This is a genomic window from Rhizorhabdus antheiae, assembly GCF_049889055.1.
Taxonomy (GTDB): Bacteria; Pseudomonadota; Alphaproteobacteria; order Sphingomonadales; family Sphingomonadaceae; genus Rhizorhabdus.
This window is the reverse complement of the sequence record NZ_JBLTWO010000012.1, coordinates 65,720-89,622: the sequence shown is the minus strand read 5'-3', so window position 1 is coordinate 89,622 and position 23,903 is coordinate 65,720. Positions and strand designations below refer to the sequence as shown.

At 65.4% G+C, this 23,903-nt stretch carries 26 protein-coding genes; 14 read left to right on the top strand and 12 right to left on the bottom strand.

All coding sequences use genetic code 11. The annotated features are described in order from the left end of the window. The first annotated feature begins 64 nt into the window (after window positions 1-64). Complete coding sequence (locus tag ACNI3R_RS18540) at window positions 65-379, top strand: hypothetical protein (RefSeq protein WP_426186090.1); 315 nt, start codon at window positions 65-67, stop codon at window positions 377-379. A 4-nt stretch (window positions 380-383) separates the two neighbouring features. Here ACNI3R_RS18540 and ACNI3R_RS18535 read toward each other — a convergent pair whose 3' ends face one another. Beyond that, window positions 384-800, bottom strand: coding sequence for a flagellar basal body rod protein FlgC (locus ACNI3R_RS18535; RefSeq protein ID WP_426186088.1), 417 nt, complete (start codon window positions 798-800; stop codon window positions 384-386). Between the two features lie 194 nt (window positions 801-994). Between ACNI3R_RS18535 and ACNI3R_RS18530 the strand changes: the two genes are divergently transcribed. Then, complete coding sequence (locus tag ACNI3R_RS18530; protein ID WP_426186086.1) at window positions 995-1,516, top strand: hypothetical protein; 522 nt, start codon at window positions 995-997, stop codon at window positions 1,514-1,516. A gap of 87 nt (window positions 1,517-1,603) precedes the next feature. Continuing rightward, window positions 1,604-1,789, top strand: a complete 186-nt coding sequence (locus ACNI3R_RS18525; RefSeq protein ID WP_165322890.1) for a hypothetical protein — start codon at window positions 1,604-1,606, stop codon at window positions 1,787-1,789. A 24-nt stretch (window positions 1,790-1,813) separates the two neighbouring features. Here the strand turns inward: ACNI3R_RS18525 and ACNI3R_RS18520 are convergent, their stop codons facing one another. Next, window positions 1,814-2,656, bottom strand: a complete 843-nt coding sequence (locus ACNI3R_RS18520) for a S1/P1 nuclease (protein WP_426186084.1) — start codon at window positions 2,654-2,656, stop codon at window positions 1,814-1,816. Continuing rightward, window positions 2,653-3,612, bottom strand: coding sequence for an isoaspartyl peptidase/L-asparaginase family protein (locus ACNI3R_RS18515; RefSeq protein ID WP_426186082.1), 960 nt, complete (start codon window positions 3,610-3,612; stop codon window positions 2,653-2,655). Before ACNI3R_RS18515 ends, ACNI3R_RS18520 begins: the two co-directional genes overlap by 4 nt. A 203-nt stretch (window positions 3,613-3,815) precedes the next feature. On the opposite strand from ACNI3R_RS18515, the gene ispG reads away from it, so the two are divergent. The 3 genes from ispG (at window position 3,816) to ACNI3R_RS18500 (ending at window position 6,390) form a co-directional block, all read left to right on the top strand. After that, complete coding sequence (gene ispG / locus ACNI3R_RS18510) at window positions 3,816-4,940, top strand: flavodoxin-dependent (E)-4-hydroxy-3-methylbut-2-enyl-diphosphate synthase (RefSeq protein ID WP_426186080.1); 1,125 nt, start codon at window positions 3,816-3,818, stop codon at window positions 4,938-4,940. 62 nt (window positions 4,941-5,002) lie between these two features. Further along, window positions 5,003-5,899, top strand: coding sequence for a DMT family transporter (locus ACNI3R_RS18505; protein WP_426186078.1), 897 nt, complete (start codon window positions 5,003-5,005; stop codon window positions 5,897-5,899). Then, entirely contained in the window at window positions 5,896-6,390 is a 495-nt protein-coding gene (locus ACNI3R_RS18500) for a GNAT family N-acetyltransferase (protein WP_426186076.1), read from the top strand. The genes ACNI3R_RS18505 and ACNI3R_RS18500 overlap by 4 nt, the downstream gene beginning before the upstream one ends. A 31-nt stretch (window positions 6,391-6,421) precedes the next feature. Here ACNI3R_RS18500 and ACNI3R_RS18495 read toward each other — a convergent pair whose 3' ends face one another. Both ACNI3R_RS18495 and ACNI3R_RS18490 read right to left on the bottom strand, forming a co-directional pair. Continuing rightward, window positions 6,422-7,450, bottom strand: coding sequence for a sensor histidine kinase (locus tag ACNI3R_RS18495; RefSeq protein WP_426186074.1), 1,029 nt, complete (start codon window positions 7,448-7,450; stop codon window positions 6,422-6,424). Between the two features lie 183 nt (window positions 7,451-7,633). Beyond that, window positions 7,634-7,888 (bottom strand): SMP-30/gluconolactonase/LRE family protein, encoded by a 255-nt coding sequence (locus tag ACNI3R_RS18490; protein WP_426186072.1) that lies wholly within the window; start codon window positions 7,886-7,888, stop codon window positions 7,634-7,636. Window positions 7,889-8,307: 419 nt separating this feature from the next. Here ACNI3R_RS18490 and ACNI3R_RS18485 point away from each other — a divergent pair, with 419 nt between their 5' ends. Both ACNI3R_RS18485 and ACNI3R_RS18480 read left to right on the top strand, forming a co-directional pair. Further along, window positions 8,308-8,739 (top strand): hypothetical protein, encoded by a 432-nt coding sequence (locus ACNI3R_RS18485; protein WP_426186070.1) that lies wholly within the window; start codon window positions 8,308-8,310, stop codon window positions 8,737-8,739. A 371-nt stretch (window positions 8,740-9,110) separates the two neighbouring features. After that, the gene (locus ACNI3R_RS18480) at window positions 9,111-9,347 is read left to right on the top strand and encodes a DUF3892 domain-containing protein (protein WP_426186068.1); all 237 of its coding nucleotides are present in this window, start codon (window positions 9,111-9,113) and stop codon (window positions 9,345-9,347) included. Window positions 9,348-9,432: 85 nt separating this feature from the next. Here the strand turns inward: ACNI3R_RS18480 and ACNI3R_RS18475 are convergent, their stop codons facing one another. Beyond that, entirely contained in the window at window positions 9,433-10,779 is a 1,347-nt protein-coding gene (locus ACNI3R_RS18475; protein WP_426186066.1) for an aromatic ring-hydroxylating oxygenase subunit alpha, read from the bottom strand. Next, entirely contained in the window at window positions 10,776-12,131 is a 1,356-nt protein-coding gene (locus ACNI3R_RS18470; protein ID WP_426186064.1) for an aromatic ring-hydroxylating oxygenase subunit alpha, read from the bottom strand. Before ACNI3R_RS18470 ends, ACNI3R_RS18475 begins: the two co-directional genes overlap by 4 nt. A gap of 106 nt (window positions 12,132-12,237) precedes the next feature. Here ACNI3R_RS18470 and ACNI3R_RS18465 point away from each other — a divergent pair, with 106 nt between their 5' ends. Both ACNI3R_RS18465 and ACNI3R_RS18460 read left to right on the top strand, forming a co-directional pair. Further along, complete coding sequence (locus ACNI3R_RS18465; protein WP_426186062.1) at window positions 12,238-12,771, top strand: VOC family protein; 534 nt, start codon at window positions 12,238-12,240, stop codon at window positions 12,769-12,771. Window positions 12,772-12,832: 61 nt separating this feature from the next. Next, window positions 12,833-13,393: a carboxymuconolactone decarboxylase family protein gene (locus ACNI3R_RS18460; RefSeq protein ID WP_426186060.1), complete on the top strand. Its 561-nt coding sequence runs from the start codon at window positions 12,833-12,835 to the stop codon at window positions 13,391-13,393. A gap of 64 nt (window positions 13,394-13,457) precedes the next feature. Here the strand turns inward: ACNI3R_RS18460 and ACNI3R_RS18455 are convergent, their stop codons facing one another. Beyond that, window positions 13,458-15,899 carry a TonB-dependent receptor gene (locus tag ACNI3R_RS18455; RefSeq protein WP_426186058.1) on the bottom strand — a complete coding sequence of 814 codons (2,442 nt, stop codon included), beginning with the start codon at window positions 15,897-15,899 and terminating at the stop codon, window positions 13,458-13,460. A 301-nt stretch (window positions 15,900-16,200) separates the two neighbouring features. Here ACNI3R_RS18455 and ACNI3R_RS18450 point away from each other — a divergent pair, with 301 nt between their 5' ends. The 4 genes from ACNI3R_RS18450 to ACNI3R_RS18435 are packed head-to-tail and all read left to right on the top strand — an operon-like array spanning window position 16,201 to window position 19,005. Further along, window positions 16,201-16,497, top strand: coding sequence for a putative quinol monooxygenase (locus tag ACNI3R_RS18450; protein WP_426186056.1), 297 nt, complete (start codon window positions 16,201-16,203; stop codon window positions 16,495-16,497). Further along, window positions 16,494-18,131: a class I adenylate-forming enzyme family protein gene (locus ACNI3R_RS18445; RefSeq protein WP_426186054.1), complete on the top strand. Its 1,638-nt coding sequence runs from the start codon at window positions 16,494-16,496 to the stop codon at window positions 18,129-18,131. Before ACNI3R_RS18450 ends, ACNI3R_RS18445 begins: the two co-directional genes overlap by 4 nt. After that, window positions 18,128-18,424, top strand: a complete 297-nt coding sequence (locus ACNI3R_RS18440; protein WP_426186052.1) for a putative quinol monooxygenase — start codon at window positions 18,128-18,130, stop codon at window positions 18,422-18,424. The genes ACNI3R_RS18445 and ACNI3R_RS18440 overlap by 4 nt, the downstream gene beginning before the upstream one ends. Continuing rightward, a complete protein-coding gene (locus ACNI3R_RS18435; protein WP_426186050.1) occupies window positions 18,424-19,005 on the top strand; it encodes a nuclear transport factor 2 family protein in 582 nt (193 codons plus the stop codon). Before ACNI3R_RS18440 ends, ACNI3R_RS18435 begins: the two co-directional genes overlap by 1 nt. Before the next feature lie 107 nt (window positions 19,006-19,112). On the opposite strand, the gene ACNI3R_RS18430 is transcribed toward ACNI3R_RS18435, so the two are convergent. Genes ACNI3R_RS18430 through ACNI3R_RS18415 form a run of 4 tightly spaced genes read right to left on the bottom strand, consistent with a single transcriptional unit; the run spans window position 19,113 to window position 23,896 of the window. Further along, complete coding sequence (locus tag ACNI3R_RS18430) at window positions 19,113-20,546, bottom strand: 2-oxo acid dehydrogenase subunit E2 (protein ID WP_426186048.1); 1,434 nt, start codon at window positions 20,544-20,546, stop codon at window positions 19,113-19,115. An 11-nt stretch (window positions 20,547-20,557) separates the two neighbouring features. After that, entirely contained in the window at window positions 20,558-21,565 is a 1,008-nt protein-coding gene (locus ACNI3R_RS18425; protein WP_426186046.1) for an alpha-ketoacid dehydrogenase subunit beta, read from the bottom strand. A gap of 14 nt (window positions 21,566-21,579) precedes the next feature. Beyond that, a complete protein-coding gene (locus ACNI3R_RS18420) occupies window positions 21,580-22,554 on the bottom strand; it encodes a thiamine pyrophosphate-dependent dehydrogenase E1 component subunit alpha (protein WP_426186044.1) in 975 nt (324 codons plus the stop codon). Window positions 22,555-22,564: 10 nt separating this feature from the next. Next, window positions 22,565-23,896: an aromatic ring-hydroxylating oxygenase subunit alpha gene (locus tag ACNI3R_RS18415; protein WP_426186042.1), complete on the bottom strand. Its 1,332-nt coding sequence runs from the start codon at window positions 23,894-23,896 to the stop codon at window positions 22,565-22,567. Between the last annotated feature and the right edge of the window lie 7 nt (window positions 23,897-23,903).

Sequence of the window (23,903 nt, the reverse complement as noted above, 5' to 3'; positions counted from 1 at the left end):
GTGACCATTTTTGTCACCCCTATGCCCTACACCGGTCCTCGTCGAACTTGAAAGGACGAAGGACATGAGCATCGGCTTCGAACATCAGCCCATCGGTCGCTACATCATCGACATCGACGGGTGCCTGCGCGCCACCGATCAGCGGGTCGTGGACGTGCGCGAATTGCGGGCGCTGCATGGCCGCATGGACGAGGATGCGCTGCTGGTGCGCGAATTGAACGGCGAGACGATCCCGCTGTCGGCGGACGAGCGGATCGAGCTGAACGAACACAGCGTCGCCTTCTTCCGCAGCTGCACCGGCCCGCGCCTGTTTCGCTACTGCATCCCCAAGGTGACGGTGCGCGGTGGCTGGGACGGCGGGCGGTCGATCGCCGCCTGATCGGTCAGGCGAGCAGGTCGAGCGTCGCGTCCGCCATCTTGCCGGCGGTCCTGAGCGCGGCGGCGCTGGCGGTGTAGAGCTGGACGCCCAGCATCCGGTCGATGCTCTCCTCGGCCAGGTCGACCGCAGGTGCTGCGACCATGCCATCAGCATCGGCGAGCGGATTTGCCGGGTCGTATTCGGCGCGATAGTCTGGCTGCTCCTCGAACCGTACCGCTACGCCGCCGCCCGGCTGGGTCCGGCCGACCGCACGGATCGGCTGATAGACGGCGGGGACGGCTGCGGCGGTGGCGGCAGCGGTGGCGGGCGTGTTGCTCGGCAGGGTGCCGAGCGTGCGGGCGTTGGCGACGTTCGATGCGGCGGCGGTGACGATCGCCTGGCCGAACTGCATGCCCGATCGCGCAATGTTGAAACTGTCCATGACGATGCTCCGGTTCGTGCCCGTCATCGGCTCAGGTCGCCGAACAAAGGCTTCAGCGACCCGGTTAAGGGCGCGCTAAGCGCCTTTCGCCGGCAAATGATGCGCGGGCGGAACCAATTGCCCGGCGACCCATTACGTCAGTCTCGGAAATGCAATATCGCTGCCACGCGGCGGCATGTCATGGGACCAGGGGCATGAACAGGATTCTGACGGGCGCTACCCTTATCGCGCTGCTTGCGCTGCCGGCGATGGCAGGCGCGCGGCAGGAACAGAACGAAGCCGAAAAGCAGCCGAACCGCGTCGAGGAAGTCGGTCGTGGCGCAGGCCGGATCGCCTCGCAGCCGGCGCGCGATGTCGGCGTGGCCAAGACCAACATCCCCCCTGCGCTGCAGAGCGCGGCCGAAGCGCCCTACAGCCTGACCGGCATCAAGACCTGCCGCGACATCTCCAAGGCCTTCGCGCAGCTGACCGACGTGATCGGCCCGGACTTCAAGGCCGGCGACAAGCCCAAGGAGAATCGCGCGGGCAAGCTGGCCGAGGCGGGCGGCAAGACGATCGTCAACTCGATCATCCCGTTCCGTGGCCTCGTCCGCGAAGTCACCGGGGCGGCGCCGGCGCAGCGGCGGCTGGACCGCGCGATCGACGCCGGCATAGCGCGGCGCGGCTTCCTGCGCGGCGTGCACCAGACTCGGAAGTGCAAGACCGCGCTGAAATAAGCGCGGGTTCGCTGCTTCAGCGCAAAGCGCTTTGACGGCGGACGATCCCGCTCTATCCTCCCATTCCCATAACGATGGAGAGGATACATGCTCGTGATGTTCGTCGGCGCAGACCGCGTCGAAACCGCCGTCAACGCCTCGCAGGTCACCTTCATCTCGCAAGTCACCGAAGGCACGCGCATCCGCTTCGGCGAAGGCCGCAGCGTGACCGTCACCGAGCCGCTGGGCGAGGTGGTCGACAAGCTCAACTGGGGCATGCGCCCGCACGAATGATGCCGGGCTGACCGGCTGGAAGGCTCAGCCGAGGCTTTCGTCGAGCAGGCGCGCGAGGCGCAAGCCGCCGCGCGCGACCTGGTGCCGCAGTAGCGGGATCAGCGCGACGATCTTGCCGTTGTCGAGCACCGACCGGGTCGCCGGGATCGGCGCACAGGCATCGCCGAGCAGCGCCGCATAGGCGTCATGCGCGACCTGCCAGCTTTCGCGGCTCCAGTCCTCGACGCTTCCAGCAGCCTCGGCCGGCCGGTCGGCCACGGGCACGCTCGACAAGATTCCCATCGGCCCGCCCGGCGGGGTCGAAATGGCGCGATCGGCGAGCAGCCCGTCCCAGATGCTGTGGAGATTGCTGTTCGGGCGAAAGCCGTAATCGGCCTTCATGTCGTTGCCACCGCGATCATGACGGTCGCCCGCATGGAGCGGCTGGTGCAGGTCGCCCATGAAGTGGACCAGGAAGACCAGCGCCTCGACCCGCACGCGGGTCGGCTGGCTGCGATCGGCGAGCAGGCGGACGTCGCGCTCGATCTGCCGCGCGACGCAATTGCCATCGGGGCAGTTCGCCTTGAGGTCGAACGGCCGGCAGACGTCGATATTCTGATAGTGCCAGTTAAAGGCGTAGCTGTAGCGGTCCTTCAGAGTCTTGACGCAGTCGGCCCAGACCGAGGCCTGCTCGATCGTGCGCGCCGGGCAGGTCGGCGTCTCGAGCAGGTCGCTGCGCGCCAGCAGCCGCTCGATCCGCGCGCGGGTCTGCGGCTTGACCGAGGCCATGGCGATGGTGGCGACGGTCTCATGGCCATATTCCCACCAGGCATGGGCCGGGGTCGCGGCGCCGAGCAGCGCCGCCAGCATCAGCAGGATCCGGATCATTCGCCGATGCCATACAGCTCGACGCGGTGCGGCTCGCCCCCGCGCGCCATGCCGCGGTACATGCCCTGGCTGTTGAAGCACCAGCCGCCGCGCCCCTGCGCGTCGACGCTGATCAGCCCGCCGACACCGCCGAAGGCGCCGATCTCCCCGATCACCGCGCCGGCCGCCTCGTCGAGGCCCGCGCCGCCCAGCCGGACGCGCGCCGACAGTTCATGCGCCGCGCCGACCCGGATGAAATGCTCGCCCGATCCGGTACAGGAGGTGGCCGCCCCCGCATCCTCGGCCCAGGTGCCCGCGCCGATCACCGGCGAATCGCCGATGCGGTTCCAGCGCTTGCCGGTCAGGCCGCCGGTCGAGGTCGCCGCTGCGACATGGCCCTGCGCGTCGCGCGCGACCGCGCCGACGGTGCCATATTTGAGGTCGGCGTCGAAGGTGCCGCCCTTGCGCAGCTCCTCATATTGGCGCCAGCGCTCGTCGGTGTGGAACCAGGCGGGGGCGACCTGCTCGATGCCATGTTCGGCGCCGAAGCGATCGGCACCGCCGGCCGTCAGCATCACATGCGGGCTCTGCTCCATCACCGCACGCGCCAGCGTCACCGGGTTGCGCGCCTTGGTCACCGCGCTCACCGCGCCCGCATCGCGCGTGGCGCCGTCCATGATCGCGGCATCGAGCTCGTTGATGCCGTCGGCGCTGAACACGGCCCCCCGGCCGGCGTTGAAATAGGGATCATCCTCCAGCACGCGCACCGCCGCCTCGACTGCGTCGACGGCGCTGCCGCCCGCGCCGAGGATCGCAGATCCGGCATCGAGCGCTGCGGCCAGGACGACGCGGGCATGGTCCTCCTGCTCGCGACTGAGGTTCAGGTGGCGGAGCTGGCCCGCGCCGCCATGGATGACGAGCGTCCAGCCATCGGCCGGGGCGCTCCAATAGGAAGAGACGTTGCGTTCTGTGGACACGGGATCATCCGGATTATCGGGGCTCCGCGCGCGGCGGCCGCCCGGTATGGCAAGCGAACGCCGCCTTCCCGCGCGATACGGGACACCGGCGGAACCGCGCTTGGCGCCCCTCCGGAAAAGCCGGCGCGAACCGGCATGACGGCTGTTCTCATCAGGCGTTTGAGCCTATACGGGCCCCATCGATTTTCAAAGAGCGGAATCCCATGTCCCTTCGTCCCTGGCGTAACATCGAACGGCGCAAGTCGCGGCAGATCATGGTCGGCAAGGTTCCGGTCGGCGGCGACGCCCCCGTCACCGTCCAGACCATGACCAACACGCCGACCGAGGATGCGCGCGCCACGATCGACCAGATCCGCCGCTGCGAGGATGCGGGGGCCGACATCATCCGCGTGTCCTGCCCCGACGAGGCCTCGACCGCCGCGCTGGGCGAGATCGTGCGCGCATCGAAGGTGCCGATCGTCGCCGACATCCATTTCCACTATAAGCGCGCGCTGGAAGCCGCCGATGCCGGCGCCGCCTGCCTGCGCATCAACCCCGGCAATATCGGCTCGGCCGACCGCGTTGCCGAGGTCGTGCGCGCGGCCAAGGCCAATGGCTGCTCGATCCGCATCGGCGTGAACGCCGGCAGCCTCGAAAAGGACCTGCTGGAAAAATATGGCGAGCCCTGCCCGGAAGCGCTTGTCGAAAGCGCGCTCGACCATATCAAGCTGCTGCAGGATCACGACTTCCACGAATATAAGGTCGCGGTGAAGGCGTCCGACGTCTTCCTGGCGGTGTCGGCCTATATGGGGCTGGCCGAGGCGGTCGATTGCCCGCTGCATCTGGGGATCACCGAAGCGGGCGGACTGATCGGCGGGACGGTCAAGTCGGCGATCGGCATCGGCAATCTGCTGTGGGCCGGGATCGGCGACACGATCCGCGTCTCGCTGTCGGCTGAGCCCGAGGAAGAGGTCCGCGTCGGCTTCGAGATCCTGAAGGCGCTGGGCATCCGCAACCGCGGCGTCCGCGTGGTCTCCTGCCCCAGCTGCGCGCGGCAGGGCTTCGACGTGATCCGCACCGTCCAGACGCTGGAGGAACGGCTCCAGCATATCCGCGTGCCGCTGTCGCTGTCGGTGCTCGGCTGCGTCGTCAACGGCCCCGGCGAAGCGCGCGAGACCGACATCGGCCTGACCGGCGGCGGTGCGGGCAAGCATATGGTCTATCTGTCGGGCGTCACCGACCATACGGTGCAGGACGCCGACATGGTCGATCATATCGTCCGGCTGGTCGAAGCCAAGGCCGCCGAGATCGAGGCCGCCGAAGCCGCGCAGGCCGAAGCCGCCGAATGAGGCCGGCAACAGACGGCTGACGAGGGGGGCTGCCCTGCCAACCGGCTTGGGCAGTCGAGGGGATGAAGGCGCAGATGAAGCAATATCCGGTGCTGGTGGCCTTCGGCGTCGGCTGCCTCGGCATCGCCGTCTTCTCCGCCATGGATGCGGTGGTGAAGGCGCTGACGCTGATCCTCGGCACCTACAACACGCTGCTGTGGCGCAGCTTCGCAGGGATAGGCTTCAGCGGCATTCCCTGGCTGTGGTCGCGCCCCGCCCGCCCGTCGCGCCACGCGATGCGCCTGCATATCGAGCGGGGCGTCGTCTCGGCCGTCATGGCGGTGCTGTTCTTCTGGGGCCTCGCCCGCACGCCGATGGCACAGGCGGTCGCGCTGACCTTCATCGCCCCGCTGATCGCGCAGGGCCTCGCTGTGCTGCTGCTCAACGAGACAATGAAGCGCGGCGCGCTGCTTGGCTCCCTGCTCGGCTTTGGCGGGGTGCTGATCATCCTGTGGGGGCAGAGCAGCGCGAAGATGGGGCCGGAGGCCTTTCTCGGCGCGATCGCGGTGATGCTGTCGGCGGTGTGCTATGCCTATAACATCATCCTGATGCGGCGGCAGGCGCAGGTCGCCGACCCCTATGAGGTCGCCTTCTTCCAGAGCGTGATCGTCGCGCTCAGCCTCGCCGTCGCCATGCCCTGGCTGGCGGAGCTGCCGCCGGTCGAACATTGGCCGATGCTGCTGCTCGCCGCGCTGCTCGCGACCCTTTCGCTGGGGCTGCTCGGCTGGGCCTATGCTCGCGCCGAGGCGAGCTATCTGGCGCCGGTCGAGTTCACCGCCTTCATCTGGGCGACTTTGTGGGGCTTCATCTTCTTCGACGAGAAGGTCGGCCTGCCCACGCTGGCCGGCGCGGCCCTGATCGTTACGGGCTGCATGATCGCCGCCCGTGCGCCCAATCTCGAAAGGGATGTCGTTCCATGACCACCGCCTCGCCCGTCACCATCCGCCGCGCCCGGCCCGGTGACGAGCATGACATCCTCCGCCTGATCCGCGACCTCGCCACCTATGAAAAGGAACCCGACGCGGTCGAGGCGACCCCGGAAGGACTGGCCGACAAGCTGTTCGGCGAGAATCCCCGCGTCTTCGCCCATGTCGCAGAGCGCGACGACGCGGTCGTCGGCATCGCCGTCTGGTTCTTCAACTTCTCGACCTGGACCGGCCGCCACGGCATCTATCTTGAGGACCTCTATGTCGACCCGCAGGCACGCGGCGGCGGCATCGCGCGCCAGCTGTTCGAGGCGCTGGGCGAAGTGGCGCGCGCCAATGACTGCGCCCGCATCGACTGGTCGGTGCTCGACTGGAACGAACTGGCGAAAGGCCTCTACCGCAAGCTGGGCGCGCGCCACATGCAGGATTGGGAACCGTGGCGCATCGACGGCACGGCGCTGGCGGCGTTGGGGACGCAAGACTGAAGCGACCGTCGCGACCTAGCGCGCCGCCGCTTCAGGAGCCCGACGATCCGGCGTGGGTGATCGACACTTTCAGCCCGGGATTGCCGCTTTCGGTCTCCACGGTCGCATCCAATTGCCTGGCCAGGGCCTCGACGATGTTCGAACCGAGGCCGGGCTTGGCTTCGGCCATCGTCCCCGGCGTGCCGACGCCGTCGTCACTGACCGAAAGGGTCCAGTCGGCCTTGCTCGACTGATAATCCACGAGGATCTTGCCACCGCGATCCCCCGGAAAGGCGTGCTTCAGCGCGTTGATCACCAGCTCGGTGACGATCAGCCCCATGCTGACGGAGATATCGGCATTCACGCTGCTGCGATCGGCGGTCACCGCGATCGACACCTTGTCGTGATCGCGGATCATCGATGCGCCGAGGCTATCGCAAAGCTGGGTGAAATAGCCCTTCAGCTCGACGGCGCCTAGGCGGGACGTCGCGAGCTGCTGCTGCAGGGTCGCGATCGACATCACCCGGCTATGGGCGTTCTGGAGATGCCCGCGTACCTCTTCCGACTGCACCCGCCGCGCGCTCTGCATGAGCACGCTGGCAATGATCTGCAGGCTGTTGGCGACGCGGTGCTGGAGTTCCTGGAGCAGGATCGCCTTTTCCCGCAGCAGGTCGTCCTTGAGCTTCTCGCTGATTCGGGCGTCGGTGACATCGGAGATGGTCAACAACAGGCGGACCTGTTCGGCATCGCCATAATCGAGCTTCTGGGCATTGAGCACCAGCCGCCGCGATGCAGAGGCGCCCTTCAGGTTCATCTCATAAGCCTCGATCCTGGCATTGCCCGACAGGGTGGCGGCGAGCAGCGACCGCAATTGCGGCACGTCCCATTCGCCGGTGCCGAGTTCGAGCATCGGCTTGCCGTCCACCGTCTGCGGCTCCAGTCCGAAGCTCCGATAGAAGGACGTGCTGCCGGCCACGACGCGCAGGTCTCCATCGAGCAGCAACGCCGGCGCCGTGGTCGAGGCAAGGATGGCGAGCGCCAGATTATGCGCAACGTCGCGATGGGTGGTCGGCGGGTTCATGACAAGTCCCCTTTCAGGGAAACCGGCAGGCTTGCGGGATGAAAGCTCGGTCCGGGAGACAGCAGTCCAATCGCCCCCGCGGGCTTATGCTTGGACTGGCACAACCGCCTTACCATGGTTCCGAGCAAAGCTCGCACCTATTCGCCCTGTGCAGGGGATGCCTGTTCGGCGCTCGGGACGCCTTCAATCGCGGTGCGCGAACAACTCCAGCCGCGCCTGCGCGCCCGGAAGGCCGGGTTCGGTAACAGCTATGCGCAGCACAGCCCCGGCGTTCGGATGCCGCGCATTGCCCTCGGTCGAAACGGAGAGGCTGCTCGGATCGCCGGCGCCGAAATCGACGCTGACGATGTGCGGATAGGGGACGGTCAGGCTGCGCAGCAGGGTGCCGTCGGCCGAATGGCGGCGCAGTTCTCCGCTCGCCCAGCCGTGTTCCGCCAAACAGGCGGCCGCGCGCAAATAGAACGGGATGCAGCGCTTTTATCCCCCCATGCTGCGCCAAGCTTCGGCAATCGCTAGAACGGAGCGACATCATAATCGGGCCGTGGTACCATATCTCACTGCACGGGGCAGAAGTTGAGTAGCGTGTCCCCTTTACTCGGCGCGCCAGCTGTTCGAGGCGCTGGCCGAAGCGTCACGCGCCAACGACTGCGCCCGGATCGACTGGTCGGTGCTCGACTGGAACGAACTGGCAAAAGGCCTCTACCGCAAGCTGGGCGCGCGCCACATGCAGGACTGGGAACCATGGCGGGTCGACGGCGCGGCGTTGGCGGCGTTGGGAAGCGGGGGTGGAGTAGCTAAGCGGCTTTGCACCTACTAATATTTGCCTTCGTAGGCATACTCGCGTATGCAGGTGGCGTATGGACGTGATGGCACTCCTGAAAGAGCGTAGGGCAAAAGCCGAAAGCAAAGTTTTGCGCGCTGAAAAAGCCTTGGAATCTGCGAAGAAAGAACTCGCGGATGTCCTTGCAGCGGAGCGCGTCGTAGGCGATATCACTGGCGTGGCGCCTGAGCCGAAACCGACAGAAAATAGCGTTTCCGCCAGAGATATTTCGATGATTAGCATCGTCCCGACGCACCAATCCGATGCGAAGAGTCCGGCCGATCTCCACCCCCTATACATTGAGGCGGGTACGGAAGATCTTAACCTTGAGGCCTTTCGCACAGCCCTGTGGCGCATGTTAAAGAAGACAGTGCCTTCAGAGAACAAGATTTGGACCGTTAAATCAGAGTCCGGCAGATACTGGCGCGAAGTGCTTACTGAAACGGGGCTGGCAGATGACCTCTTGTAAACACCTTTCCATAAACGAATTAGGGGGAGCAGGCATGGCCTACACCCCCTAACGTCCTGATTCAGAACGGGCCCCTGAACAGGTGCGCGATCTGGTATCTCAGGCCTTGAACAAGCTGTGCATAGCACAAGGGATTCCGGACGCAAAGATGGTCGGGCCTATTAAGGTTTAGACCTATGGAACGGACCAACGCTGGCAAGCGGGTGGTGTACCGACCGTGGATCACTCTGAAGGATGGAACGCGAATTTATGCCCGTAGCTACGGGAAGCGCGCCTTCCGGATCGAGATTCCCGACTAAGCACCGCCTCCCGGTCGCAGTGCGATTGCGACCGGGCAGCATGGTGAAGTTCCATCCATTTTGGAGCTATATATGAAGAAATCCCGAAAAATCGTTGACGCCCGGAACAACGCAGATGGCACGGTGTCGCATGTGCGCCTCGACGGAAATGTTAACTTCACCCCGGTCGCTCGTGCCATCACAATGGCTGACCGAGGAGAGATTTCGAACGCTCATACAGTACGTAGGGCAAATGCGAAGCTGCACCTCCGTACCAATGCCGATGGTCAAGAACGCAATAATCTCGACTATCTGGCGGACCAAAAATGAGTTTGAAAAGGGCGGTCGCTTCAGCGACCGCCCGGATTCACTACTAGTTTAATGATCCCGTCTGTGGCCGCTTAGGCCTACTCCCCTACCGCCCCATCCAGCGATCCAGCTCGACGTGAAAATGCCGCAGCCGGGCCTCCTGCTCGCCCCACAGCGGCCCCCGGAACCCGCGCGAGCGGGCGCCTTTCTGGACGATCGGGAGCAGGTCGGAATCCTGGTCGAGCACCTCGCCCATGCCGGGCGGTTCGCCGAGGCCGGTGTGGACCACATCGGGGCGGGTCGCACCTGTCAGATCGACGTCGGAGCCGAGGCCCATCCACAAGGGCGCGCCATAGCCGGGCACGTCGACATGGCGGTAGAGGATCACCGTTTCATAGGTGAAGCGCTCGGGATCGTCGGCGTCGGGCTTGAAGCGGTGGAGGAACACCGCCTCCGGATGGCAGCCGATCTGGGCATTGGGAAAGATGCCGAAAATGGTGCTGTCGGTCAGCTGCGCGTCGCTGAACCGGTCATAGTCGAGCCCCAGCCGCGTCGCCCGCTCGCGCTTCGCGGCGGCGATGGCCGAGCGGCTGTCGCGTGCCGAACCCGCGAAGCTGTCGGGCTCGATCCCCGCGTCGCTCAGCATCGCGGCGATGCCGGGGTTGATCCCCTCCTGGTCCGGGAAATGCGAATTGGGCTGGCCGAAGGGGACGAACTGCCGGCTCATCCCGCCCGGATAGAGGTCGATATGGGTGCGATCGTCGAGGATGCCCATCGTCTGCGGGTGGATCGCGTGGAGATGGTAGCTTTCGTAGAAGGCGTCGATGCCGCCCTTCCAGTTGGCCGCCCAGTCCGAGCGGCGATGCTGGACGACGTGCATCTCGTCGATCCGGTAGGTCTCCAGCATCGGCAGGATCGGGCCGAGATAGTCGGCGAGCGGCGGCGGTGCCTCGGCCATCGAGACGAACACCAGCCCGGCCGCCTCGGCAACGTGGAGCGAGGAGAGATCGGTGCCGTGGCACAGGACTTCCGGGCGGAAGGTCTCGGGATCGGTCACCGCCAGGTTGCGGCCGTCGAGCCCGAACTTCCAGCTGTGGAAAGGGCAGGTGAAATCGTCCTGGCAGCCGACATCGCCCTGGACGAGCTGGCTGCCGCGATGCGGGCAGACATTATAATGCGCGGCCAGCCCGCCGTCGGGCTTGCGCACGACGATGATGCTCTCCGGGCCGATGTCATATTTCATCCAGTCGCCGGCCTCGCGGACGTCGCTGGAGGGGCCGGCGAGCAGCCAGGCCCGGGTGAAGACCTTCTCCCACTCCTCCGCCGCGAAAGCGCGCGAGACATAGCGTTCGGGATCGGGCCGGGTCGCGCCATTGTCGACATGCGGGGCGGGCCGATCGAACGCGTGAGTCGACCCGCGATGGACCGCCCACGCCCTGCTGTCATAATTCATGCGGGTTCGCCCCGTCCCATGCGGCGGTCGAGCTCGGCATGGAAATGGCGCAGGCGCCCCTCCTGCTCGCTCCACAGCGGCCCGCGGAAACCGCGCGAGCGGGCGCCCTTCTGCACGATCGGCAGCAGGTCCGAATCCTGGTCGAGCACCTCGCCCAGTCCCGGCGGCTCGCCGAGCCCGGTGTGGACGATGTCGGGGCGGGTCGCCCCGGTGGTGTCGATCTCCTCGCTCACGCCCATCCAGGCGGGCGGCGCATAGCCCGGCGCGTCGACATGCCGGTAGAGGATCATCGTGTCATAGGTGAACTGGTTGGGATCGGTCGCGTGGGGCAGGAAGCGGTGCACGAACACCGCCTCAGGATGGCAGCCGATCTGCGCATTGGGGAACAGGCTGTAGACGGTCGAGTCGCTCAGCTGGGAATCGCTGAACCGGTCGTAATCGAGCCCGAACTCGGCCGCGCGCTTGCGCTTGGCCGCCTGCACGGCGGCGCGCGTCTCCTTGGCGGTGCCCTGGTAATCGGCCGGGTCGATGCCGGCGTCGCGCAGCATCAGCGCGATGCCCGGATTGACGCTCTCCTGATCGGCGAAGCGCGGGCTCGGCTGGGCGAAGGGGACGAACTGTCGGCTGAGACCACCCGGATAAAGGTCGATCTGGGTGCGGTCGTCCATCAGGCACTGGGTCTGCGGATGAACCGCATGGAGGTGATAGATCTCGGCAAAGGCGTCCACGCCGCCTTTCCAGTTCGAGCCCCAGTCGGACCGGCGATGCTGGATCACATGCATCTTGTCGATCTCGTACAGGTCGAGCTGCGGCAGGATCGGCGCAAGCCACTCCTTCAGCGGCTGAATGTCGGGATCCATCGCAATGAAGACGAGGCCGATCGCGACCTCGCAGCGGACCGACGACAGATTATGGTCGTGGCACAGCACTTCCGGCCGGAAGGTCTCGGGATCGGTCACCGCGATGTTGGTGCCGTCGAGGTCGAACTGCCAGCTGTGAAACGGACAGGTGAAGCGCGAGAGGCTGCCGAGATCGTCGAGCACCAGCTGGCTGCCGCGATGGGGGCAGACATTATAGTGGGCATGGACCTGATCATTCTCGCCGCGCACGACGATGAAGCTCTCGCGGCCGATGTCGAAGCGGGCGAAGTCGCCTTCCTCGGGAATGTCGGACAGCGGACAGGCGATCAGCCAGCTCTTCGCAAAGACCTTTTCCCACTCTTCATCGGCAAAGGCCGCATCATGATAGCGGGCCGGCGACGGGCGCCCGGTGCCATTGTCGATATAGCGATGTTCGTAGAAGGGGTGCGGCGCGCCCACATGGATGTTCCACAAGCGGAAGTCGTAGTTCATCGCCCTCTCTCCTTGGCGCCCGGGTCAAACCGGATTCGACAGCCATAAAAAAACATGCATGATTGTTTTGCAAGGGCAAAGCGACTGCCCGTTAGGGAGAGATGCGATGAGTCGACTGTTCGGGCCGGTCTTTCAGATCGCCTATGTGGTGGAGGATGTGGACGCGGCCATCGCGCACTGGACCGGCACGATGGGTGTCGGGCCGTTCGTCCGCTTCCCGGTCCCGCTTGCGGCGGAATGGCTGGAGGTTCGCGGCAAGCGCGTTCCCGCCGACGAGGACATCTTCGCCGCCGTCGCGATCGCCTATAGCGGCGACAGCATGATCGAGCTGATCCAGCCGGGCAGCGCCCCCTCCCCCTATCGCGAGTTTCTCGCGGCGGGGCGTGCGGGCGTCCATCATCTCGGCACCTTCGCCGACGATTATGACGCGCAGCTCGGTGCGGCGCGCGCGGCGGGGATTACCGTCGCGATGGAAGGCGTACTGCCGATCTCGCGCTTCGCCTATCTCGATACCGATCATCTCTGGCCCGGCACGATGGTCGAGATCATTGAGGCCAAGCCGGAGATGCATGACTATTTCGCCGCCATCCGCGCGGCATCGCGCGACTGGGACGGGAAGACGCCGGTGGTGGAGTTGTGATCGCCGCCCGAGAGCAGAAGATCGCTTGAAATCAGGACGACCAGGAGAAGGAGAGAGACAGATGCCCAACATCCACATTCCCGATCATGCGATGGCCGATCCGCTCGGCTATGCCCTGACGCGCCACTCGCCGGTGATCGGCCGGGCGGCAGGCGAGTTCGTGAAATCGGTCTATCAGTCGGTGCGCCTGCCGCTGCGGCTGGCCGAAGCCGCGCGCTACCGGATCGCCCAGATCAACGGCTGCCTCGTCTGCAAGGGCTTTCGCGCAGCCGATCACCTCGACGGCTATCTCGATGCGGTGGGCGGTGATCGCGCAACGTCGCTGGTCGCGCGCGGCGGCGAGCGGCCGGACGAGGCCTTCTATGCGGCGATCGACGAATGGCGGACGAGCCCGCTGCTGAACGATCGCGAGCGGCTGGCGGTCGACATGGCCGAGCGCATGGCCTTCTCGCCCAACGAGCTTGGCTATGACGAGGACTTCTGGGCGAAGATGCGCGCCGCGTTCGACGATGCGGAGATCGCCGACCTGACGCTGGCGATCGGGATGTGGATGGCGATGGGCCGCTTCACCCATGCCCTCGGCCTCGACACGGTGTGCCTGCCGACCTCGGCCGCCGCCTGATCACCACAAACAAAAAGCGCCCGCGCGATGGACCGACCATCGCGCGGGCGCATCCGTTTCAGGGTCAGTTGTTGCCGAGCTTGAAACCCAGCTCGAGGCCGTAATAGCGCGGTGCGCCATATTGACCATTCGACCACAGGCCACCCACCACCTGCGCGGCGGTTATGTAGCGCTTGTCGGACAGATTGCGACCGATCAGGCGCAGATAATATTTGTTGTCGGCTTCGGCCAGGGTCACCGAGGCGTTCAGCAGGGTCCGGGCGTTGAGGAAGGTATTCTCCGCCGGGCTGGTGATCGACTGGGTGAACAGGTTGCGGCTGACATAGTTGGCGCTGCCGTTGAACTGCAGCTTATAGTCACCGACCGGGACCTCATAGGTCGCGTCGAGCGTCCATTGCCACTTGGGCAGACGGTCGAGCGGCGCCGTAGCCAGATCGTAGCCGGCGGGGATCGGCGTGGTGTAATTGTCGTACTTGCCGTCCTGATAGCCGAGCAGGCCGCGCAGCGTCAGGCCCTTGGTCGGGATGAGCGTGGTTTCCAGCTCGAGGCCCTTCACCGTCGCCTTGGCGGCGTTGAAGAAGCGGGTGACCTGGAACTGCTGGGTGCCCACGACGAGCGGCACGACGATCTGCTTCTGCAGATCATTATACTCGACGTAGAAGCCGGTCAGGTTGAAACGCAGCTTGCGATCGAACAGTTCGGTTTTGACGCCCGCTTCATAGCTGTCGGCACGCTCCGGCCTGGTCGCCGAGGCGGCGGCGGCGAAAGCGGCGTTATTGTCGGTGCCATCTGCGTTCACGAACGGATGGAAGCTTCCGATCTGGTCGTTGAAACCACCAGCCTTGAAGCCACGCGAATAGGTCGCATAGGCGAAGATATCGCGGGTGGCCTGCCAGCCGAGGCTGATCCGCCAGGTCGGCTCCTTGACGCTGTCGCGGACCTGGATGACGCCAGCCGGATAGTCGAACACGTTCGCATCGAGCGCGCCATTGAGCGCGATCGACGGATCGAAGCCGCCATTGAGTTGCTGCGCGAACACCTGCTGACGACCGAACCAGGTCTTCTTTTCCCAGGTGTAGCGTGCGCCGCCCGTCAGGGTCAGCGTCGGGGTGATCTTGAACGTCCCTTCGAAGAAGGCCGCCTTCGACCGCGAACGCTGCGCGTTGCAGAGGATGTACGGATTGTCGTTCCAGTTACCGAAGGGCAGGCCGCCGCTCGCCAGGTCGAGGAAGCCGAGCAGCTGGGCGACGCAGAAGGTGGTGTTGTCCTTCTGGTAGAAGCCGCCGGCGACGAAGTTGAACGGGCCATCGAACGACGAAGCAAAGCGCAATTCCTGCTGATAGGTCTTGCGATTGTCGTCGCGCTGCGCGTCGAACAGCGACAGGATCGTGCCATCGGCAGCGACCGGCGCGGTGCCCATATAGGTGTTGGGCAGGCGTGACCGCTGCGAACGATAGCCGCTGACCGAGGTCAGGGTACCGATATCGGTCTTATAGTCCATGTTCAGATAGACGCCGTCGACATTGACGATCTGTCCGCTGCGCATCTTGATCAGCGCGCCCTGACGGTTGCTTATCGCGGCGTTGTCGAGCGGGTCGCTGTTGCGGTTCGGGGTCGAACCCAGCCCCAGCGAGTGGAACAGGAAGGCGTTGGATGCGGGCGTGAAGTTGACCGCCGGAACGCTGTCCGAACGATCGCGCAGCATCTCGTACTGGAGCAATGCGCTGAACGAATCGCCCGGCTCCCACAGCAGCTTGGCACGGCCGTTCCAGACCTCCTGGCCGCCGAGCGAGCTTCCGTCACCGCAGCCGCTGCGGCCTGCGAACTTGGTCGCGATCGGACCGGTGGCGAAGGGCGTGACGGGGCCGAAACAACCACCGGCTTTATAATAGCCGTCCGACTTGGTGTAGCCGATGACGCCGCGGAAGGCGAGCGTCTCACCGAAGCCGACATTGACGGCAGCCTGCGGAATCACCGTGCCGAAGGAGCCCGCCTGCAGGCGGCCCTCGACGCTGGTTACGCCCAGTTCGGGCTTCTTCGTCTTGACGACGACCGCGCCGCCGGTCGTGTTCTTGCCGAACAGCGTACCCTGCGGACCGCGCAGCACTTCGACCTGCGCCACGTCGAAGGTGTCGAGCAGTTGGGTCTGGACCGAAGGCACGACGAAGTCGTCGACCAGCACGGCCACCGGCGGCTCGAAATAGACGATGATGTTGTTTTGGCCGACACCGCGGATCGAGAAGGATGCCGCGTTGAAGCCCGTGATGGTCGCCGCCGAGAAGTTCGGCACGAAAGCGGCAAGATCGCCGATATTGCGCGGGCTCGACTGCCGGATCAGCGATTCGTCGACGGCCGAAATGGCGATCGCGGTCGACTGAAGATTGGTGCTGCGGCGCGTGGCCGTGACGACGATTTCCTGAAGACCGCCCTGATCGACGATGTCAGCCGTCTGCGGCGCTTCCGCCGCCGACTGTGCGAGTGCGGGCCCCGCGATGAGCGCAGCCATAAGAGCCGCGCATGCAGAACCACCATACCAACGATGCTTGATCACCCCAAACCTCCTCTCCTGAACCCGACTCTTGCTGGCCGGGAGCGTTCAGAACAGGGCGGAGATTAGCGTCGCCAAACAAAAAAGCAATCAGTCATGTATGTTTTATTTTCGCCACAGGATGCGGGGATATCAGGGTTTGCCGCGACGCAACAAAAATGCACGTCGCAGAAAATGCCCCCTTGAAAAAGCATGCATGATTGTTTTCTATGCACGTCACACGGCGCTAGCGCGCTTCAGTGGCGGGAGAGGGTCGCCGATGGCTTACAGCTTCTTGTCGCGTTTCCGGGTCAAACCGGATCGCGAGGATCAATTCGTTTCGCTCGCCAGGCAAATGGAATCGCTCGTCGACCGGGAGCCCGGTACGCTTGCGTTCAAATTCTTCCGGCTCGGCGAACCCGGCATGTTCGCGGTCTACGAGTCCTTCGTCGACGAGGCCGCCGACAAGGCGCACATGGAAACGGACCATGGCAAGCCGCTGATCGAGCAGATGATCGGCTGCATGGACGGCAGCTACGAGCGCGAGATGCTCTATGATCTGGAGCCCAGGCGATGAGCGACGCCATCTACAGCTATGGCAAGATGCTGCGGGCAAGTGCGGCGGCGCATGGCGCTTCGGACGCGCTGGTCTTTCCGGGCTGCCGATTGACCCATGCCGATCTCTATGCGTCGGCCCGCCGCTGGGCCAAGGCGCTGCTGGCTATGGGGGTCGAGCCCGGCCAGAATGTCGGCATTCTCCTCACCACCCGCCCCGAATTCGTCGAGGTCATGTTCGGCGCGACGATGATCGGAGCGGTCGCGGTGCCGGTCAATGCGCGCTACCAGGCGCATGAACTGGCTTTCCTGGTGCGCGATGCCGATCTCGTCGCGCTCGTCACCACCGGCGCCGTCACCGACCAGCTCAACTTTTCCGAGCGCTTGAAGACCGCCTTCCCCGCTCTGTGCGATGCCGATCCCAAGGCGCTCGCGCTCGACGATGCGCCGCTGCTGCGCGCGATCATCTGCCTCGATCCGCCGTGCCAGCCCTTCATGATATCGGCCGACGAAGCCCTGTCCGCAGGCGCAGCAGTCGACGACGCCACGGTCGACGCCCGCATCGATGCGGTCGACCCCGAACAGATCGCGCTGGTGCTCTACACCTCGGGCACCACCGCCAATCCGAAGGGCGCGCTGATCAGCCACCGCGCGATCGTCGGCAACAGCCGCAATCTCGGCAAGCGCTATCGCATCACGTCAGAGGACAAGGTCTGGTCGCCGCTGCCGATCTTCCACATCGCCGGCATATTGCCGCTGACTATGGTGCTCGACGCGGGTGGCGCTTACCTGACCGTGCCGCATTTCGACGCTGAAACTGCATTGGCGATGCTCGGCCGCGAGGGGGCAACGGTCGCCTATCCCAGCTTCGTCACGATCATGCAGGACCTGATCACCCATCCGACCTTCGCGACGACCGACCTGTCGAAGCTGCGCCTGATGAACTCCAACTTTGCCGTGCAGCCCGCCTGGATCAAGGAAGCGATGACCAAGGCAATGCCGCACACCATCCAGGTCGGCACCTATGGCCTGACCGAGGGTGCGGGCACGATCTGCACCAGCCGCATCGACGATCCGTTCGAGCTGCGGACGGGACGGCTGGGCGTGCCCCTCGACGAGTGGGAGGTCCGGATCGTCGATCCCGAGAGCGGCAATGATTGCGGCCTGGGCGAGCGCGGCGAAATCGTCGCGCGCGGGCCGAACATGCTCAAGGGCTATTACAAGGCGCCCGAAAAGACTGCCGAGGTCATCCGCGACGGATGGTTCTTCACCGGCGACATCGGTTCGTTCGACGAGAGCGGCCATATCATGTTCCACGGCCGCACCAAGGACATGCTCAAGGTCGGCGGCGAGAATGTCGCCGCGGCCGAGATCGAGTCGCTGCTCCAGTCCCACCCGGCAGTAAAGCTGGCGCAGGTCGTCGGCCTGCCCGACGCCCGCTATGTCGAGGTGCCCGCCGCCTTCATCGAACTGGTCGACGGCGGCCAGACCTCCGAGGCCGAGCTGATCGCCCATTGCCGCGGCAAGCTGGCCGGGTTCAAAATCCCCCGCCATATCCGCTTCATCGACGAATGGCCGATGTCGACGTCGAAGATACAGAAGTTCAAGCTGCGCACGCAGTTGATCGAGGAACTGGGACTGGGAGAGGCCGCATGAGCGGAAAGAGCTTCATTGCCGAACTGCGCGCCAAGCCCGGCCGGGGCGCCGACCTGATCGCGCTGCAGTGCGAGCTCAAAGGTCTGGTGTTCGAAAAAGAGCCGGACGCGCTGGTCTATGAGCTGTTCCAGTCGGAGGAGGACCCCGATCTGTTCCAGGTCGTCGCCACCTTCCGCGACGATGCGGCCTTCGATCATCATATGCAGATCGATTTCCACGACCGGCTGGTGCCGCCGATCCTCGACTGCGTCGAAGGCGAGATGAAGATCGCCTTCTACCGCTCGCTGAGCTGATGCCGAGCGACGCCGATCTCGACGACCTGATCGCACGGCGCGACATCTACGCCGTGCTGACCCGCTATTCGCGGGCGCTCGACCGTTGCGACGTCGAGGCGATGAAGACGGTCTACTGGCCCGACGGGATCGACAATCACGGCGTGTTCAACGGCAATGCCGCCGAGTTCGCCGAGTTCATCGTCCGCGAGATCCAGAACTGGTTCGAGGTGACGATGCACGGGCTGATGAACGTGCATATGGAGATCGACGGCGACCGCGCCTTCACAGAGACCTATCTCTTTGCCTATCACAAGGTCCGCGCCGAGAAGGCCGAAGAAATCTTCGGCTCGCGCTACATGGCGATGTTCGACGGCCATGGTCTCGATGCCGACCACCATCATTTCTATTTCGGGGGCCGCTATCTCGACCGCTTCGAGCGGCGCGACGGCGAGTGGCGGATCTTTCACCGCCAGGTCGTTATGGACTGGAACGACAACACACCGTCGGGCGAGATCCTGACCCAGGGCATGTTCGCCACGCTCGAACCGCGCGGGCAGCGCGGAGCCGGCGATCTGGTGTTCGGCAAGGGCGGCCTGTGATGCCCTTCCTCCGCAAAAGTCCCAAGAGCTAGCCGCCGTCCCGCGCGGCTTGGAAGCCGGGGCGTCCGGGCCTGATAAGGGGTGGCCCGGACGTCCCGGCTCTCTCTTTAGAGGAGAGCGGGATTCTCGATCAGGCGCGAGAGCGCGGCCATGAAGCGACCACCATCGGCCCCGTCGATCGCCCGGTGATCGCAGGACAGCGACAGGTGCAGCACCGGCACGATGCGGATCGCGCCGTCATCGTCGATCGGCTCGGGGCGGGCCGTGCCGACCGCGAGGATCGCCCCCTGCGGCGGGTTGATGATGGCGTCGAACTGCTCGACCCCGAACCCACCGAGATTGGACAGCGAGAAGCTGCCCCCGCTGAACTCCTCGACCTTGAGCTTGCCGCTGCGCGCACGCTGGGCAAGGCCCGCCATCCGCTCCGAAATCTGCGCAACGGACAGCTCGTCGGCGCCCTGAATGATCGGCGTGACGAGTCCGCGCTCGGTCGCGACGGCCACCGCGATATCGGCCGAACCGAAGCGGTGGATATCCTGGCCGTGGACCTGGATATTGACCTGCGGCACTTCCATCAAGGCGAGCGCACAGGCGCGGATCAGATAATCGTTGACGCTCGGCCGCTGCCCCTGAACCGCCGCCCGCAGCGCGAGCAGGCGATCGGCGCGGACGCGGCGCCGGACATAGAAATGCGGGATCTGCTGCTTCGCTTCGGTCAGACGCCGGGCGATCGTCCGCCGCATCGACGACATCGGCATGACGTCGACCGAGCCGGGAGCCGCCATGACGGCCGGAGCCGCAGCGACAGGGGCAGAAGGCGCGGCCTGCGCGACCGGCGCAGGTGTCGGCGCTGGAACAGCTGCCAGCACATCTGCCTTGCGCACCCGGCCACGCGGGCCGGAGCCGGCGACCTGGGAGAGGTCGACCGCATGGATCGCCGCGACCCGACGGGCCATCGGGGTGGCGAAGACCGGCGAGGCGGGCGTGGGTGGGAGAACCCCGACCAGCGCGGGCGGAGCGGCGGGGCGGAGTGCCTCGTCGACATCCTGCGCGGTGATACGGCCGCCACGGCCGGAACCTGATAGCGTTGCAACGTCGAGGCCTGCCGCCAGCGCCTTCTCGCGCGCGACCGGACTGATCGCCACGCCATCGGGGATGGCGACATGGGCCGGAGTAGCCTCGGTAACCGGAGCGGCAGCGGCCGGCGCAGGCGCCTCATCGCCGTCCGGCGCAAAGCCGGCATCGACCGCCTTGAAGGAAGCCACGACGGCATCGATCTCGGCAGCCGTCGCCTCGCCCCCGTCGGACAGCACCGCAAGCAGGGCGCCGACCGGATAGGTCTGGCCCGGCTCGGCGATCAGGCGGACAAAGCGCCCGTCAGCCTCGGCCTCGACCTCATTGGTGATCTTGTCGGTCTCGATGAGGGTCAGGACCGTGCCCTTGGCAAAGGGCTGGTTCTCGGCGACCTGCCATTCGGCAAGCGTGCCTTCGCTCATCTCGATGCCCCATTTGGGCATGGTGAAGGGCTTGAGCTTGGCCATGGCGTCGCTCCTCAGCGCGCGAGGACGCGGCGGACCGCAGCCTCGATCTTCTGTGGCGAAGGGACCCAGGCGCGCTCGAGTTCGCGGGCGAAGGGGATCGGGCTGTGCGGACCAGTCACCAGCTCGGGCGGCGCCTTCAGGCTGGTGAAGCCCTTGGTCGCGACCAGCGCGCAGATGTCGGCCGCCAGGCTGCAGCGCGGCGGGCTTTCGTCGACGACGACCAGCCGGCCGGTCGCCTCGACCGAATCCAGGATCGCTTCCTCGTCGAGCGGGCTGGTCGTGCGCAGATCGATCAGGTCACAGCCGATGCCGTCGGCAGCGAGCTTGTCGCAGGCCTTTTCCGAGAAGGGGACCATGCGACCGCAGGCGACGATCGTGGCGTCGCCGCCCTCGCGGACGATGCGCGCTTCGCCGAAGCGCTGGCGATGGTCGCCCTCGGGCACCTCCCCCTTCACGCCGTACATCGCCTTATGTTCGAAGAACATGACCGGATCGTCGCCGCGCAACGCCTCGGTCAGCAGGCCCTTGGCGTCGGCCGGGGTGGCAGGCAGCACGACCTTGAGACCCGGCATCGCCGTCAGCATCGCATAGACCGACTGGCTGTGCTGGGCGGCGGTGTTCATGCCGGCGCCGTAGATCAGGCGGATGACCGCCGGGCATTTGGTCTTGCCGCCGAACATGTAGCGGAACTTTGCGATCTGGTTCCATATCTGGTCGAGGCTGACGCCGACGAAATCGGCGAACATCAGCTCGGCCACCGGGCGCTTGCCCGCCAGCGCCGCGCCTGCCGCCGCGCCGACGATGGCGCTTTCCGAGATGGGCGTATCGATCACCCGGTCCGGCCCGAACTTGGCATAGAGCCCGCCCGACGTGCCCCAGATGCCGCCGATCGCCTCGGGCCCGCCTGCGGTTCCGTTGCCGCCGACGACGTCCTCGCCCAGCAGCATGATGTTCGGGTCGCGCTCCATCTCCGCATGCAGGGTCTGCACGATGGCATCGCGGATGGTCATGATCGCCATGTCAGCGGCCCCTCTCAGAAATAATCGACATAGACGTCTTCGGCGACGGTGGCCGGATCGGGCGCCGGTGCCGCGCGTGCCGCGGCCACCGAAGCGTCGATCAGGGCCGCCACCTCGGCGTCGATCGCGTCGAGCTCTGCCGCATCGAGCAGCTTCGCTTCGCCGACGCGCGCGCGGAAGGCCTTGAGGCAGTCGCGCTCCTCGCGCAGCCGATCGACCTCGCCCTTGCCGCGATAGCGCTGGGGGTCGCCTTCGAAATGGCCGTAGAAGCGCTCGGTATCGAGCTCGATCGCCGCCGGTCCATTGCCGGCACGGACATAATCGAGCAGTTCGCGCATCGTCTCATAGGTGTCGAAATAGTCGCAGCCATTGGCGCGCCACGCGCGCATGCCGAAGGCTTCGGCCCGGCTGGCGATATCCTTGGCGGTGCCGACCGCATAAGCGTCGCCGGTGTGCTCGGAATAATGGTTGTTCTCGAACACGAAGATCGCCGGGGCCTTGGTCACCACCGCCATGTTCATCGCTTCGAAGGTGGTGCCCTGGTTGCAGGCGCCGTCGCCCGAAAAGGCGATCGCCACACGGCCCTTGCCGTCGAGCTTGGCTGCGAGTGCCGCCCCCACCGCCTGCGGCGCGCCGCCGCCGACGATGCCGTTCGCACCGAGCATGCCGACCGAGAGGTCGGCGATGTGCATCGATCCGCCGCGCCCCTTGCAGAGGCCGCCGGCCTTGCCGAAGATTTCCTGCATCATGCCCGGCACATCGCAGCCCTTGGCGATGCAATGGCCATGGCCGCGATGGGTCGACACGATCATGTCGTCGACGGTCAGATGGTCGCAGACGCCGACCGCGACCGCTTCCTGCCCTGCATAGAGATGGGTGAAGCCGGCAATCTCGCCGGTCATGATCTCGTCATGCAGCCTTTCCTCGAACTGGCGGATCGTCGCCATGCGCCGATAGGCGCCGAGAAGCTCGTCGCGGCTCAGTTGCATCCTGCTTCCTTCAGATGTCGCCCGGCTTCTTGCCGCCCGGCCCATAGACATAGTCGTCCAGCACCTTGTGGAAGTGCCGGATGCGAAGTTCCTGATCGCCGATCCACAGGCCGGGGAAGGCATCGGACTGCATCCCCTTCTGCACCGTCGGCAGATTGAAGGCATCCTGGTCGAGCACCTGGCCGATCGACTTCTCGCCATGCTTGAAATGGCGGTGTTTGACGCGCTCGGGCCATTCCTCGCCCTCGGGGACGAGTTCGAGCAGCCAGATGTCGTAGAGCATCTTGTTCGGATCGGTCGGGTGCGGCCGCTGCCGGAACATCATCACGTCGTCGGCATGGACGTTGAGCGAGACGTTCGGGAAGATGGTGTAATGATAGTCGTCGGTCAGCTGATCGTCGTTCAGCTCCGCATAGTCCTTGCCTTGCGCCTTGCCATGCTTGCGCTTGAACAGCTGGACGTCGCGGCGAATGTCGCTGACCCGGCCTTCATATTCGGCCGGATCCATGCCCGCCTTGACCATGATCTCATAGATGGCGGGCGGGATCGACGAGGGCAGCGCCACGCGACCCGAGATCGCCGCGAAGGGGACGAGATAGCGGCTGTGCCGCTCATAGACGTCGATCTGCGCATTGGTGTCGTCGAGATACCATTGCAGCTGCGGGTGGATGCCCTGAACGTGATAAACCTCGCTGAAGGCGTCGACGCTGGCCTTCCAGTTGCAGTCCCATTCGACCGTGACGTCGCGTTTCCACGCCATCCGTTCCATATGATAGGGATCGAGATGCTGCGGCATCGGCGCGAGGAAATCCTCGAGCGGCTCGACGTCGGGATTGAGCGAGAACCACACGAAGCTGCCCCATTCGGCGCAGGGGTAGGATGGCAGCTTCATCCCCGGAGGCCCGCCCTGCGGGAAGGTGGCCATGTCGGGAATGCGCTCGATGCAGCCGTCGAGGCCATAGGTCCAGTGGTGGTAGAGGCAGCGGAACGCTTCCGCATTGCCGAGCCCTTCCGGACGCAGGCGGTTGCCGCGATGCAGGCAGACATTGGGGAAAGCGCGCACCGAACCGTCCTTCTGGCGGACGATGATGACGCTCTCCTTGCCGATGTCGGTGCAGATATAGTCGCCCGGCTCCCTGATGTCGCACGAGCGCCCGCCGAGCAGCCAGACCTTCGTCCAGACATGCTCCCATTCGAGCTTCATGAACTCTTCAGACGTGTAGCGGGCCGCCGGGATCACGTCATAGCCGAGATCCGGATCCTCCGCCTTCCCGGCAGGAGTGCCATTGGGCCAGTCCTCGGGATTGACCCGGATGACATCGACCTTGCGCTTTACGTCCATCGCGGGG

Coding starts and splice junctions, on each gene's coding strand:
- ACNI3R_RS18540 (WP_426186090.1), top strand. CDS start 65: ATGAGCATCGGCTTCGAACATCAGCCCATCGGTCGCTACATCATCGAC.
- ACNI3R_RS18535 (WP_426186088.1), bottom strand. CDS start 800: ATGGACAGTTTCAACATTGCGCGATCGGGCATGCAGTTCGGCCAGGCG.
- ACNI3R_RS18530 (WP_426186086.1), top strand. CDS start 995: ATGAACAGGATTCTGACGGGCGCTACCCTTATCGCGCTGCTTGCGCTG.
- ACNI3R_RS18525 (WP_165322890.1), top strand. CDS start 1,604: ATGCTCGTGATGTTCGTCGGCGCAGACCGCGTCGAAACCGCCGTCAAC.
- ACNI3R_RS18520 (WP_426186084.1), bottom strand. CDS start 2,656: ATGATCCGGATCCTGCTGATGCTGGCGGCGCTGCTCGGCGCCGCGACC.
- ispG (WP_426186080.1), top strand. CDS start 3,816: ATGTCCCTTCGTCCCTGGCGTAACATCGAACGGCGCAAGTCGCGGCAG.
- ACNI3R_RS18505 (WP_426186078.1), top strand. CDS start 5,003: ATGAAGGCGCAGATGAAGCAATATCCGGTGCTGGTGGCCTTCGGCGTC.
- ACNI3R_RS18500 (WP_426186076.1), top strand. CDS start 5,896: ATGACCACCGCCTCGCCCGTCACCATCCGCCGCGCCCGGCCCGGTGAC.
- ACNI3R_RS18495 (WP_426186074.1), bottom strand. CDS start 7,450: ATGAACCCGCCGACCACCCATCGCGACGTTGCGCATAATCTGGCGCTC.
- ACNI3R_RS18485 (WP_426186070.1), top strand. CDS start 8,308: ATGGACGTGATGGCACTCCTGAAAGAGCGTAGGGCAAAAGCCGAAAGC.
- ACNI3R_RS18480 (WP_426186068.1), top strand. CDS start 9,111: ATGAAGAAATCCCGAAAAATCGTTGACGCCCGGAACAACGCAGATGGC.
- ACNI3R_RS18475 (WP_426186066.1), bottom strand. CDS start 10,779: ATGAATTATGACAGCAGGGCGTGGGCGGTCCATCGCGGGTCGACTCAC.
- ACNI3R_RS18470 (WP_426186064.1), bottom strand. CDS start 12,131: ATGAACTACGACTTCCGCTTGTGGAACATCCATGTGGGCGCGCCGCAC.
- ACNI3R_RS18465 (WP_426186062.1), top strand. CDS start 12,238: ATGAGTCGACTGTTCGGGCCGGTCTTTCAGATCGCCTATGTGGTGGAG.
- ACNI3R_RS18460 (WP_426186060.1), top strand. CDS start 12,833: ATGCCCAACATCCACATTCCCGATCATGCGATGGCCGATCCGCTCGGC.
- ACNI3R_RS18455 (WP_426186058.1), bottom strand. CDS start 15,899: ATGGCTGCGCTCATCGCGGGGCCCGCACTCGCACAGTCGGCGGCGGAA.
- ACNI3R_RS18450 (WP_426186056.1), top strand. CDS start 16,201: ATGGCTTACAGCTTCTTGTCGCGTTTCCGGGTCAAACCGGATCGCGAG.
- ACNI3R_RS18445 (WP_426186054.1), top strand. CDS start 16,494: ATGAGCGACGCCATCTACAGCTATGGCAAGATGCTGCGGGCAAGTGCG.
- ACNI3R_RS18440 (WP_426186052.1), top strand. CDS start 18,128: ATGAGCGGAAAGAGCTTCATTGCCGAACTGCGCGCCAAGCCCGGCCGG.
- ACNI3R_RS18435 (WP_426186050.1), top strand. CDS start 18,424: ATGCCGAGCGACGCCGATCTCGACGACCTGATCGCACGGCGCGACATC.
- ACNI3R_RS18430 (WP_426186048.1), bottom strand. CDS start 20,546: ATGGCCAAGCTCAAGCCCTTCACCATGCCCAAATGGGGCATCGAGATG.
- ACNI3R_RS18425 (WP_426186046.1), bottom strand. CDS start 21,565: ATGGCGATCATGACCATCCGCGATGCCATCGTGCAGACCCTGCATGCG.
- ACNI3R_RS18420 (WP_426186044.1), bottom strand. CDS start 22,554: ATGCAACTGAGCCGCGACGAGCTTCTCGGCGCCTATCGGCGCATGGCG.
- ACNI3R_RS18415 (WP_426186042.1), bottom strand. CDS start 23,896: ATGGACGTAAAGCGCAAGGTCGATGTCATCCGGGTCAATCCCGAGGAC.